This is a genomic window from Ekhidna sp. (assembly GCF_965247405.1).
GTDB lineage: Bacteria > Bacteroidota > Bacteroidia > Cytophagales > Cyclobacteriaceae > Ekhidna.
Window position 1 is genome coordinate 1,063,919 of sequence record NZ_OZ252014.1, and the last position, 11,790, is coordinate 1,075,708.

Here is an 11,790-nt window from a genome sequence, read left to right on the forward strand (position 1 = left end):
TCATTTCTCGGATTTTGAGGAATTGGATCCTTCCATAGAAGATCCCTTAAGCTTTTCTACCTCTTCCAATTGACTTTTCATGGCATTTAAAAGCTTGGTAAATGCATCATTCTCCATCTTTTTCTTAAGAATGAAGTCACTTATTATTTTTTCCATTTCATCCATATAACATTCGGCTTTAAAACCGACGCAACAAATCTTGTTTTATATATTCCCGAACTGAAATACATGACTACAGTAATTCCACTACCAGCAGAAGAAATAGCCATAGAATAACCACTATGAGGTGAAAACACCTCCTTAACAAAACCATAACATGAAGGACAAGGAAGAGCCTCTAAAGGCCTTAAAAGGCATAATGTGAGAGATTACAGGCTGGATAGGTAGGTGATGAGATTTGAGGACGTATTGGTGAGGTTTAGCTTCTTGCGAAGGCGCGATCTGGCCACTTCTACACTCTTCACACTTTGCTGTGTGATGGCTGCTATTTCCTTTGAGCTCATATTGAGCCTCAAAAATGCACATAGCTTTTCTTCGGCCGGTGTAAGATCCGGGTGGATTTTTCTAAGGTTGTTGTAAAAATCCGTATGCACCTGATTGAACCGCAACTCAAACTCATGCCATGAATCGCTATCTGCTTCGCGTTGCAGATCAAGGATAATGCTCTGAATAATCTTCTTGTTATCTGGTAAGATCTTTGGCTGGATTTTTAGCAGACGCTCTGCTACGTCATTGATTAGCTCATTTTTACGAATGAGGTACATCACATTGGTAGTGAGCTCTTTGTTTTTCAATTCAAGATCCTGTACCAGATTTTTTCTCCTAAGCTCTACGTGCCTGGATCGTAAACGAACGATAACAGCAAGCAACACAGCAAGCAACAAACACACACCGAGAATAATGATCGTAGCAATGTATCGATCTCGGGATAGTTTTTCTTCATGTTCCCTGGCTTGTTTGGCTTTTTCGAAATCATATTTCAGCCGTAGCTGGGTGATCTCACTACTTACATTTTGATTTTGAACACTGTCACTGAGTTGCTTATACTGTACAAACGCATCCAGTGCAGCTTTGTAATCATTCATTTCACGTTCTATATCAGCCAGAGTGGAATATGAATAAATCTGAGATTCCAGTGATCCGATCTCCTGACTGAGAGCTATTGATGTTTCCACCGATTCTTTGGCCTTTTCTAATTCACCTACAGTGAGGTAGTAGCTGGAAAGTACGTTGTATGATTTTGCAATCTCTGCTTTATCCCCTTCCGCGATTCGAACCTCGAGACCTTTGTTTAGATATTCAATAGCCATGTCATAATCGCCAATATCCATGAGATACAATTTACCCAGATTGTTCAGCGCAATGCCTTCCACCTGACCTATCCCAGCTTCCTGAGCAATGGAAAGTGCTTTTTCATAATATTGAGCCGCAGAAGATATCTCTCCCTTGGTCTGATATACATTCCCAATGTTGTTGAAAACAGATGCTCGCCTTAGGGAGACCCGCTCATCCGGCTGCATTCGATTCAACAGATCGCTGGCTTCAAAGAAATAAGACAATGCATTTTCATAATCCTGAAGCCGGTCATAAATCGCACCCAGGTTGTTGTTTATAACCACCAGCCCTGCCGTGTCTTGCGCTATATCATAATATTTCAGTGCATTCAGGTAGTTTTCAGTGGCACTCTTATAGTCACCCATGGCATAATAGATGACCGCCATGTTTCGGCTGGCCTCTGCTTCATATTTGTTCAGGTTGTTGGTTGATGCCAGGTCATACGCTTCCTGCCCGTATTCTATGGCTTTTTGATAGCTCTCTCGCTGGTAGAGCTTGCTGATTTCGATCAGTGTTTCGATCCGATCCGGAAGGGACTCAGCGCCCTCATATGCCTGGATCAGGCTATCCACTTTTATCTGATCCTGGGCTGATAGTGTAAGTGATAACAATAAGAATACCGGTGCGATTAATGACCTCATGCAACCACTAAAATAAACGAATCGAGATTATTGTATTCGTGTGGCTGAGCTGAATAATTGTGAGAAAAATCCTTAAGCTATCAGGGCGTTAGACATAAAAAAACCGAACGAACCTCCGACCTCCACTCATTCACTTTGACCCGTCCTAAATAAACGTTACAGGTTTAGGATAAAAATAAATCAAGTTTAAAGAGTAGTAGGTATTGACCTGCTACTCTTTTTCATTTTATAGGTTTTAATTTCTATTTCACATTGTTGATGCATCTCTATTGGTGTTTTCATCTGACAAGAGGAATGAGGCCTTATCCTGTTGTATGTATTAATACTTTCCCTGACTAATTGATTCATATCAGTCAGGCTTAATTGATAATCAAGTAAGAACTCGTGCTTGATTATTCCATTGATTCGTTCAGCTACAGCATTAGCATAAGGGTCATAACTTTCGGTCATACTACATTCCAGATTGTTTTGCTTTAAAGCTTGCTGGTATTGGTCGCAGCAATACTGGAAGCCTCTATCTGAGTGGTGGATCAACGGTTGATTAGGATAGTTTCTTTGTTTGACAGCCATTTTCAGAGCTTTCAAAGCCCCTCTTGCTTTCAATGAATCGGAGAGATTGAACCCTACAATCTTCTTTGAATACGCATCGGTTATCAAAGCCAGATACATAGGATAATCCCGATTGCCAACATAAGTGATATCAGACACCCATATTTGTTCGGGTCTGACTGGAGTCATTTCTTCAATGAGATTAGGGTGCTTTCTGAACCAATGATGGGAGTCAGTCGTCACATGATACCCTCTTTTGGGTTCAATAAGCATGTGATTAGCCTTTAAGATGCTGAAGAGCCGATCTCTTCCAACTCCTAACTCCATCAGCTCACCCTTCAAAAGGTGGTACAGTTTTCTGGTACCAACCCTGGGCTGTTTTATGCGTATTTCTTTGATCATCTCAATAACTTTCTGAGCAGTAGCTTGTCTACGTTTTCTTGAATGAATTGCTCGGTAATAAACCTGTCTACTTACCCCAAACAGTCTACAGGTAGCCGTCAGGCTTTCTTCGTATCGTTCTCTGTAGAGGTCGACTGTTCGGGTAAAGAGTTTTTTCGGATAGGAATGGAATATTCCTTCTCTGCCAGTGAAATCATCATATCAAAAATGATTGACTTCTTATCTGCTTGCGCTACCTGATGCTCCAGAAGCTTTTTCTGTTTCTCTAACAGCTTCACTTTTGCTTCCAGCTCCATAACCTTCTGTTCTGGTGTTTTAGGCATGTTGGAGGGTGTTTGATTCTCCCAATCAAAACTACCATACTTTCGCAACCAGTTCATCACTGTTGACCTGGCTTGGATTCCATACTTGCGCTGAGCCGCTTTCGTGGATAGCTCACCTGATTCAATCTCTTTGACTACTTGTAGCTTGAGTGTTAGACTATAGTCTTTCTGAGTCCGCTTTACATATTTCTTCATTACACATTCTTTTGTGTAACGCTATTTCAGGACGAGACACTTTTATCAAATAAAAGAGCCTGAGGTTTCTCTGAGGCTTTTGTCTTAGTAGCGGGAGGAGGACTTCCTTCCTTCGTCAGGATAAACTTCTCGTCCTCTTTCATATCCAAACAAAAAAACCTCAGCTTTTGCTGAGGTTTTTATTTCTAGTAGCGGGAGGAGGACTCGAACCTCCGACCTTCGGGTTATGAGCCCGACGAGCTACCAACTGCTCCATCCCGCGATGTGGACGGCAAAATTAGGAATAATTATTTGATTGCCAAAAGTTTTTAATCATCCAATTTTATTCTGTTCCAGATATCCAGATATATCTTCCATTCTCCCTCTACCTTTCTCCAGATGATCACATATTTGCCCCGCCAGTCAGACGTTTGCTCCCCGTTGGTAGAAGTGCCTTCATAATACCCCCAATCGTATGCCTCATTGCCAATAACCTTAATTTCAACCGGAGTAATACGATGGTATGATGTTTCCCAGGAACGCTCACCTGGCGGGTTCCAGTAATTTGCCAGCTGCTCCCCTTCCAAAATATCACGATCAGCAGGAAAGATTTTCGCATCACTGGTGTACATCGCCACCACCTGCTCTCGATCACCCTTCATCAGGTATTCTGAAAATTGCTTTGCCTGAGATTTGATAGATTCCACTTCCTTATCCTGTGCTTTGGCATGGCTAAAAATGACGAGTGTTAGTATGGTTAAGATTATCCTCATAGCTTTGATGTTTAGATGACTTTTTGACTTGATGACTGAAACGAAAGACTTTAAAGCTGGTTTTGTAAATATCATTGGCCGCCCCAATGTGGGCAAGTCCACATTACTTAACGCGCTGATGGGTGAAAAATTGGCCATCACCAGTAGCAAGGCTCAAACAACCCGTCACCGGATGTTTGGCATTCTAACAGAAGAGAATTATCAAATCGTATTTTCAGATACTCCGGGTGCAATTGACCCTGCTTATAAACTGCAGGAGAAAATGATGGGGTATGTCCAAACTGCCCTTGACGATGCAGATATCATACTCTTTATGGTGGCCCTGGAAGATAAAAATGACTACCCACAACTCATAGAGATGGCCCTGCGGGCACAGGCTCCTCTTCTATTCTTGATCAATAAAACAGACCAAAACAAGGGATCTCAAACTTTTGATAAGACTGCCTACTGGAAAGAGTTATATCCCGATCTGGAAATCATGTCTATCTCAGCATTGGAGCAACATGGCACGGCTGAACTACTCAATCGAATTCTGGAGCTCCTTCCCGCTCACCCGGCCTACTTTCCAGAGGATGAGCTCACAGACAAAAGCGAACGTTTTATTTGTGCAGAGATTATCAGGGAGAAAATCTTTCTCAATTACCAGCAGGAAATCCCATACAGCTCAGAAGTAGTGGTGACGAGCTTTAAAGAGGAGGACAAGATTATTCGCATCGAAGCGGAAATCTATGTAGAGCGAAACAGTCAAAAGGGCATCATCATTGGCAAAAAAGCAGAGTCTATTAAAAAGGTTGGTACTGAAGCCAGAAAGGACATGGAGGCATTCTTTGGAAAGAAAATCCACTTGGAGACTTTCGTAAAAGTGGAGAAGGATTGGCGAAAAGATGAGCGAAAGTTGAGTAAGTTTGGTTACTAATCAACTTTAAAACTCATGCGACCTTTCGTTCTGCTCTTGTTGGCACTTTGTTTATCCGTCAATACTTCTTTCGCACCGATTACAGCACATAGTGATGAGAATCAACTGTCTGAAGTTGATCGCCTCTTTTATGTGGGTAAGATCTGGGGATTTCTAAAATACTATCATCCCTTGGTAGCGAAGGGCTCTTACAACTGGGACGAGAAGTTGCAAAGTATCATCGAGAAAACTGCCAAATACCAGACTTACTCAGAATTTTCAGACTATATATCTAAATGGATCTACTACATGGGCCAGGTTCCACCATGCACTAGTTGCAAAAATGTGAACCAGGAAAATCACTTTCTCAAAAACTTTGACCTCTCCTGGACGCAGGACCGCCGCTTTTCTGATGAGTTTAGAAAGACTTTCAAAAACATTGAAAGAAATAGATTTCAGGGCAATCACTTTTATATAAGTCAGGGAAAGGCGGGACAATTTGAACCTAAAAATGAAGGCCCGGATTACAATTTCTTATGGAAAGAGCCTAATCAACGACTGCTCCCTCTTTTCAGATACTGGAATTACGTTGAGTATTTTCATCCCCACAAACACCTGACAGATCAGGACTGGGACGATGTATTGAAGGAGATGATCCCGAAATTCCTGCAGGCAGATACCAAACTCGCATTTCACTTAGCCATGCTGGAATTGATCGTAAAAACAGATGATAGCCATGCCGGATTGTCAACGCCAGAGCTAGATCAAATGCCTTACAACAATTACCTGCCTGCAAAATTTGATCTGATCGAAAACCATGTGGTATTTACTGAAATCATTGATCGTTCAAAAGCACAGGCCAGTGACCTACAAGTTGGTGACGTTATAAAAAGTATCAATGGCCGATCAGCAATCGGTATCCATAAAACCAACAAGAAATATATCTGGGGATCCAATGAAGCAATAAAAGATCGCATGATCTATCACACCCTGTTTATGGGCATTCAGGAGTCACCACAAGTCACAATTGAAAGAAATGGAGCCACCAGAACGGCTAACCTCAATCTGTACAAGTATTCTGACCTTAGTTACAGTTCCAGTGGTTCGAAGGAGAAATGGTCAATAGTGGCTGACTCAGTAGGTTATGCAGACTTGAGCCAGGTAACTTCCGGTGATGTAGATCAAATGATGCAGGAACTAAATGATCAGCAATTCATCATTTTGGATCTCCGGAAAAACTCAAGGGGGGCCTATCGGGCTATTTCAAAATATCTAAATCCATCTGATACTGTATTTGCCAAATTCACAAAACCAGATTTGAGTTATCCTGGGAAATTCCTTTGGGAAGGTGAACAACAATGTGGTTCCCAAAATGCTGACTATTTCAAAGGCAATGTGATACTGCTGGTCGATGATGAGACACAAAACAACACAGAATTTGCAGCCATGTGCTTGCAGACAGCACCTGATGTGACCGTTGTTGGTAGTCAGACCGCAGGTACTATTGGCAATGTTTCCAAATTCGCCATCCTGGATCGATTGTATACTTCTATGACCGGGATAGGCGTGTATTACCCCGATGGAAGTAATGTACAACGAAAGGGAATCGTTCCAGATGTGACCGTTGAGCCAACTGTAGAGGGCATCCGCTCAGGTAAAGATGAGGTACTTGATAAAGCTATAGAGATTGCAAAAGAGGAGATCGAGAGACTGAAAGAAATAGCCAGATTACTGGAGCTTGCTCGTAAGCGAAGACTGGACTCTTTGGCTCGCCTCGATTCTCTTAGAATGTTGGATTCCCTGCGTATGGATTCTTTACGCATGGACACCTTACAAATGGAGGCATTACCGATGGATTCATTGGACAGAGGTGACTATTAGATATTGAACTTCCACAATTTTACGAAGCAGCATAAATCCTGAAAGGCAAACTAGGGGTTTGGCTACCGTTTGCTTTAATTTCGCACTTTAATAAAAAAATGCGCTGATGGCCAATGTTTTAGCAATAGTAGGCAGACCCAACGTCGGGAAATCCACTCTTTTCAATCGACTGATCGAAAAGAAGCAGGCCATTATGGACAATGAGTCCGGAGTGACTCGTGATCGTCATTATGGCTATGGCGAATGGAACGGTAAAAAATTCACGGTTATCGATACTGGTGGGTACGTTGAGGGATCAGATGACATTTTTGAAGGAGCAATCCGCACACAAGTAAAAGAGGCACTGGAAGAAGCTACCGCGATCCTATTTATGGTTGATTGTGATACAGGCATGCATGGGCTGGATCAGGATTTTGCCAATGTGATCCGAGAGATTGACAAGCCCATCTACCTGGTTGCCAACAAGGCTGATAATCAGGAAAAACTATTGGCATCCAATGAGTTTTATTCGCTAGGTCTGGATGCACCCCTTTTCGCTATTGCGGCTGCCAGCGGGGCAGGCACAGGAGATCTGCTTGACGAAGTGGTTAAGGGGTTTGATGAAGACGAAATTGAGAAAGAGAATGTTCCGCGCATATCTATAGTTGGAAGACCTAATGTTGGGAAATCCTCGTTCGTAAACGCTCTGGTGGGCAAAGAACGAAGCATCGTGACAGATATAGCTGGTACCACACGTGATGCTATTAATACCAGGTACAACCTATTCGGCAAAGACTTCATTCTTACTGATACTGCGGGGATTAGAAAGAAATCTCGGGTAAAAGAAAACATTGAGTTCTATTCTGTTTTAAGAGCTGTTCAGGCCATCCAGGATTCAGATATATGCATCGTGATGATCGACGCAGAAACGGGACTGGAATCACAGGATATGAATATTATCGGCCTGGCTCATAAATACAAAAAAGGAATTGTCCTGATGGTGAATAAGTGGGACTTGCAGGATAAAGACTCTAAGACCGCTGACACCTACAGAAAGTTTCTCGAAGAAAAATTGGGACCGCTGAATTACATACCGGTCATTTTCACTTCGGTGCTAAATAAGCAACGAATCATGCAAACCCTAGAGTTGGCATTGCAGGTTTATGAGAACAGATCTAGAAGGATTCCGACCTCTAAGTTGAACGAACTGATGGGCAAAGAGATCGAAAACTATCCGCCTCCTGCTGTCAGAGGTCATTACATCAAGATCAAATACATCACCCAGCTGCCGACACAAACACCCACATTCGCTTATTTCTGCAATTTCCCTCAGTACATCAAGGAACCTTACCAACGCTATCTGACAAACCGGATGCGCGAACACTTTGATTTCAGAGGTGTTCCAATAAAAATGGTATTCAGAAAAAAATAAGACCTACTTTTTAACCAGCCTGATACGGTCAAACGAACCAGCTGTTTGAGTACTTATAGTGTATGTGCCGGACGGAGATGCCTCCAAAATCCTAGAAATCATTTGTTCTGCTTCAGCGCTGGTGATGTGGTCCAGAAAAAGAACCGATCTTCCACTTGGATCGAATAATTGGACATTATCAACAGATCCACGAATTTGAATCGTTCCTGAGGTCGGATTTGGGAAGACCTCCAGGGAACTGGTAAGCCCTTTCCCATCTATCATAACTATGGGACTAAACTCAAATTGGCCGTCATAGTCTATCTGTTTGAAACGATAGTAAGATCTGTCGAGTAGCGGTTGCCAATCCGTGTACTCATAATAATGCTCTTCATTGCTATTTCCATGCCCATCGACAAACCCAATTTTATTGAAGTTCTCTCCATCCTTACTCCTCTGCATTTCGAATCCTTCATTATTTATTTCCTGAGAAGTAAGCCAACTCAGTACCACTTTCCCTCCGTCAATTTCACCGCTAAATGAAACCAGTACGACAGGTAGTGGAGCTCCATTGTAATTTCCACTAAAACCTGAGTCATCACCGTTGTTTACGTAGTTACCAGCCGTAAGATCACCAGACCCACTCATAAATCCACCTCCAGCGTTGGTGAATGTTCCTCCCACATCCATAACGCCATCCATTACCATATTTGCCAACCCCCCGGTAGTAAAATCACCACCCACATCAACTACACCTCCATTTTCAACAATAAAAGCAGCAAACAGACCTGACCCGGCATCATTCACCACGTTTAGTGTTCCTCCATTTGCTACAGTGAAAATGGCACCTAGCCCACTCGCAAGACTGTTTGAATTTATGGTGCCACCGTTTCCAATTGTCACGGATGAACCTGCTCCTGAAGTGAAATCCCCCGTTACGTTTAGGGTGCCATTGACGACCAGATTTTCTCCCTGAACAGTAAAATTCCCATTAATTGTAAGATCTCCATTTACAGTTAATGTAATATTGCCTAGCCCGGAATAAGTAATATTCCCCGCAGGTTCGTTACATGTACCACTTTGCGTATTTGTGGTGGTGTAGCTTGGGCATTGAGCCATAGCCAACACACAAATCCCAAGAAGTGTAGTAGATAAAACGGTACGAATCATAACAAATGGCGGTAATGAATGGTGAAAATACAAGATTTACAGTTAATCACAAATAACCGCTTTGGTTTTTTTAATTACTTAAACCTCTGAAAAAGAACTATTTGTGACAGCAGAAAAGGTGTTTGAGAAATTTGTTCCTCTTAATTCTGTGAGTTATTGCGTAAAACTCTATGAAAAATTAGGCTTTGAGTTCAAAATCAAAAAAGCGAGACAAACCAAGCTTGGAGACTATCGATACAACCGCAAGACTGAGAGGCACACCATCACTGTCAATAATGACTTAAATCCATTTGCTTTCTTAGTAACCTACCTCCATGAAGTTGCTCACCTGATGGCTTTCAAGCAATACGGAAGAAGAATTCAACCTCACGGAAAAGAATGGAAAGAGTGCTTTAAACAGGTCTCCACTCCGATGTTAAATGCAGATATTTTTCATCCTAATGTTTTAAGTGCGCTGAAAGCATATTTTAAAAACCCTAAAGCTTCCAGTTGCTCAGATCCGGTACTTTATCAGATACTCAAGCAATTTGATGAACCAAATAATAAGGTTTTGTTAAAAGACATCCGGCCTGGATTAGCTTTCTCATTTAACCGTAAAGTCTTCATTAAATTGGAAAAGAAAAGAACACGTGCCGTCTGTCAGGAAATAAACACAAAAAGAAAATATTTGATTTCCGAGGTAGCTGAGGTTGAATATATCACCAAGGAAGAAAATTCATAAATAGCATCATTTTAAGAAATTATTTTACTATTTTAACATTCTTAAAAATCACCGCTGCTGAATGGAAATTGGCTAAACATTAGTATGTCCCAGACAATAGCGGTATATAACTTTAAAGGAGGAGTAGGCAAAACCAGCACTACACTTAGCCTGGCGCACTCATGGTCCCGTGCCTTCAAAGTGTTGGTTGTTGATTGTGACCCTCAATCCAATCTTACTCAGGCACTGAGCAGCGAGCCATCATCTACCGCAACACTTTTTACCCTGTCTAAAAAAATTCTTCACAATGAACAACCCCGAATTGAGCCAATAGAGATTCACCCATATCTGCATTTGATTCCGGGCGATTATTATATGACAGAGATGGAATCGAATACACAATTCATTTCATTCGGACATATCATATTCTACAAGTTGCTGTCTGCTATACGGCATCAATACGACATCATACTTTTGGATTTTCCTACCCATTTTGGTGTCACGGTAAAATCTTTCATTGCTAACATCGATGGCATTTTGATTCCCGCAACGCCTGGTTCTTTTTCTGTTTCAGGATTCAAAAGATTACTTGGATACTTGAATCAAGTTGAAAAAGAAAAGCCACTTAATATTCTTGGAATTTTCTTTAATCAATTCAGAATGCAGACATTGTTTCATCAAAAAATCGTACGTGAAGCAGAACAAGAGCTTGGTAATCTCATATTAGATCAACGTATTCGTGAGTCAATCAGGGTGAGTGAAGCCAATGAACAACGTCAGTCATTGTACTCTTTTACAGAGCAAAGTGATGTTGCTGAGGACTTTTTGAAATTGAGTGATGAGGTAATAGCTCGGATGAATCGAATGGATCTACCAACAGCACTGGAACAGCTGGAAAAGCAGGCGGTATCTAAATAGCAAGCCTTCTGGTAATCAACCCATTCACCAGCTCAAAAAAACGAAGTGGAGGCAAGGTACGCCACTTTTCAATTTGAAGGCTACCTGACATATTGATGTAATTGTCGATGTTGTAAATTTTCATTTCATCAACAATAAAATCCTGAAAGTTGATACCAGCGATCCATCCCCCTCCGACCTCATCCGGGCGGGCATCCTCTACTTCCTCAAACCACTCTTCATAATAGCAATCATCGCTCCCGTGAAAGTTCATGATGTTCTCTCCTACCAACGCAAACTTGTTGATGCCATAAGAAACCATATGCTCGATAATGTTTCTCTTCAGCTGCATAATATCATTGTTGAGTGCATCATTCCACTCTCCAATCATTTCTATGACCGCAAACCCCAGCTGGTAGTCAACGAAAATAATTTTGATATACAGGGTTTCTGAGCCAAAAAAATCCCAGGCCGGATCAATATAATACCCATAGATATTCTCCGAATAGATATCATAATTATACTCCTTACCGGCAAAAGGTGACCGATCGTCATAGCTGGAATTGTAGAATTGGTTCCAGCGCTCGTACGGTGTAATGGTATGCATCGGTGCAAAGGTAGATTTGAAGACAGGAAACAAAAAACCCCTGACGAAATCGT

Annotated in this window: 12 protein-coding genes and 1 tRNA gene; 5 read left to right on the forward strand and 8 right to left on the reverse strand. The window is 41.7% G+C overall.

Translation table 11 applies throughout. The features are described 5' to 3' along the window. The 6 genes from ACP14Y_RS04650 to ACP14Y_RS04675 all read right to left on the reverse strand — a co-directional run bounded on the left by ACP14Y_RS04650 (nucleotide 1) and on the right by ACP14Y_RS04675 (nucleotide 4,197). On the reverse strand, nucleotides 1–156 hold the full coding sequence (locus ACP14Y_RS04650) for a hypothetical protein (RefSeq protein WP_424961805.1): 156 nt from the start codon (nucleotides 154–156) through the stop codon (nucleotides 1–3). A gap of 212 nt (nucleotides 157–368) precedes the next feature. Beyond that, the gene (locus ACP14Y_RS04655) at nucleotides 369–1,976 is read right to left on the reverse strand and encodes a tetratricopeptide repeat protein (protein WP_424961806.1); all 1,608 of its coding nucleotides are present in this window, start codon (nucleotides 1,974–1,976) and stop codon (nucleotides 369–371) included. A 186-nt stretch (nucleotides 1,977–2,162) separates the two neighbouring features. Next, the gene (locus ACP14Y_RS04660; RefSeq protein ID WP_424964422.1) at nucleotides 2,163–3,101 is read right to left on the reverse strand and encodes an IS3 family transposase; all 939 of its coding nucleotides are present in this window, start codon (nucleotides 3,099–3,101) and stop codon (nucleotides 2,163–2,165) included. Continuing rightward, a complete protein-coding gene (locus ACP14Y_RS04665; protein ID WP_424961088.1) occupies nucleotides 3,026–3,445 on the reverse strand; it encodes a transposase in 420 nt (139 codons plus the stop codon). The genes ACP14Y_RS04660 and ACP14Y_RS04665 overlap by 76 nt, the downstream gene beginning before the upstream one ends. Before the next feature lie 189 nt (nucleotides 3,446–3,634). After that, nucleotides 3,635–3,707, reverse strand: a tRNA-Met gene (locus tag ACP14Y_RS04670). A 46-nt stretch (nucleotides 3,708–3,753) separates the two neighbouring features. Continuing rightward, complete coding sequence (locus tag ACP14Y_RS04675; RefSeq protein WP_424961807.1) at nucleotides 3,754–4,197, reverse strand: YybH family protein; 444 nt, start codon at nucleotides 4,195–4,197, stop codon at nucleotides 3,754–3,756. A gap of 31 nt (nucleotides 4,198–4,228) precedes the next feature. Here ACP14Y_RS04675 and era point away from each other — a divergent pair, with 31 nt between their 5' ends. The 3 genes from era to der all read left to right on the forward strand — a co-directional run bounded on the left by era (nucleotide 4,229) and on the right by der (nucleotide 8,384). Continuing rightward, on the forward strand, nucleotides 4,229–5,113 hold the full coding sequence (gene era, locus ACP14Y_RS04680; RefSeq protein WP_424961808.1) for a GTPase Era: 885 nt from the start codon (nucleotides 4,229–4,231) through the stop codon (nucleotides 5,111–5,113). 15 nt (nucleotides 5,114–5,128) lie between these two features. Then, entirely contained in the window at nucleotides 5,129–6,973 is a 1,845-nt protein-coding gene (locus tag ACP14Y_RS04685; RefSeq protein WP_424961809.1) for a S41 family peptidase, read from the forward strand. A 106-nt stretch (nucleotides 6,974–7,079) separates the two neighbouring features. After that, on the forward strand, nucleotides 7,080–8,384 hold the full coding sequence (gene der / locus ACP14Y_RS04690; RefSeq protein ID WP_424961810.1) for a ribosome biogenesis GTPase Der: 1,305 nt from the start codon (nucleotides 7,080–7,082) through the stop codon (nucleotides 8,382–8,384). 3 nt (nucleotides 8,385–8,387) lie between these two features. On the opposite strand, the gene ACP14Y_RS04695 is transcribed toward der, so the two are convergent. Continuing rightward, the gene (locus ACP14Y_RS04695) at nucleotides 8,388–9,533 is read right to left on the reverse strand and encodes a T9SS type A sorting domain-containing protein (RefSeq protein ID WP_424961811.1); all 1,146 of its coding nucleotides are present in this window, start codon (nucleotides 9,531–9,533) and stop codon (nucleotides 8,388–8,390) included. 103 nt (nucleotides 9,534–9,636) lie between these two features. Between ACP14Y_RS04695 and ACP14Y_RS04700 the strand changes: the two genes are divergently transcribed. After that, nucleotides 9,637–10,254: a SprT-like domain-containing protein gene (locus ACP14Y_RS04700; RefSeq protein ID WP_424961812.1), complete on the forward strand. Its 618-nt coding sequence runs from the start codon at nucleotides 9,637–9,639 to the stop codon at nucleotides 10,252–10,254. Between the two features lie 84 nt (nucleotides 10,255–10,338). Further along, nucleotides 10,339–11,151, forward strand: a complete 813-nt coding sequence (locus ACP14Y_RS04705; protein WP_424961814.1) for a ParA family protein — start codon at nucleotides 10,339–10,341, stop codon at nucleotides 11,149–11,151. Here the strand turns inward: ACP14Y_RS04705 and ACP14Y_RS04710 are convergent. Beyond that, a complete protein-coding gene (locus ACP14Y_RS04710) occupies nucleotides 11,144–11,737 on the reverse strand; it encodes a hypothetical protein (RefSeq protein WP_424961815.1) in 594 nt (197 codons plus the stop codon). The genes ACP14Y_RS04705 and ACP14Y_RS04710 overlap by 8 nt on opposite strands. Nucleotides 11,738–11,790: the final 53 nt, after the last annotated feature.

Coding starts and splice junctions, on each gene's coding strand:
- era (WP_424961808.1), top strand. CDS start 4,229: ATGACTGAAACGAAAGACTTTAAAGCTGGTTTTGTAAATATCATTGGC.
- ACP14Y_RS04655 (WP_424961806.1), bottom strand. CDS start 1,976: ATGAGGTCATTAATCGCACCGGTATTCTTATTGTTATCACTTACACTA.
- ACP14Y_RS04650 (WP_424961805.1), bottom strand. CDS start 156: ATGGAAAAAATAATAAGTGACTTCATTCTTAAGAAAAAGATGGAGAAT.
- ACP14Y_RS04695 (WP_424961811.1), bottom strand. CDS start 9,533: ATGATTCGTACCGTTTTATCTACTACACTTCTTGGGATTTGTGTGTTG.
- der (WP_424961810.1), top strand. CDS start 7,080: ATGGCCAATGTTTTAGCAATAGTAGGCAGACCCAACGTCGGGAAATCC.
- ACP14Y_RS04665 (WP_424961088.1), bottom strand. CDS start 3,445: ATGAAGAAATATGTAAAGCGGACTCAGAAAGACTATAGTCTAACACTC.
- ACP14Y_RS04685 (WP_424961809.1), top strand. CDS start 5,129: ATGCGACCTTTCGTTCTGCTCTTGTTGGCACTTTGTTTATCCGTCAAT.
- ACP14Y_RS04705 (WP_424961814.1), top strand. CDS start 10,339: ATGTCCCAGACAATAGCGGTATATAACTTTAAAGGAGGAGTAGGCAAA.
- ACP14Y_RS04710 (WP_424961815.1), bottom strand. CDS start 11,737: ATGCATACCATTACACCGTACGAGCGCTGGAACCAATTCTACAATTCC.
- ACP14Y_RS04675 (WP_424961807.1), bottom strand. CDS start 4,197: ATGAGGATAATCTTAACCATACTAACACTCGTCATTTTTAGCCATGCC.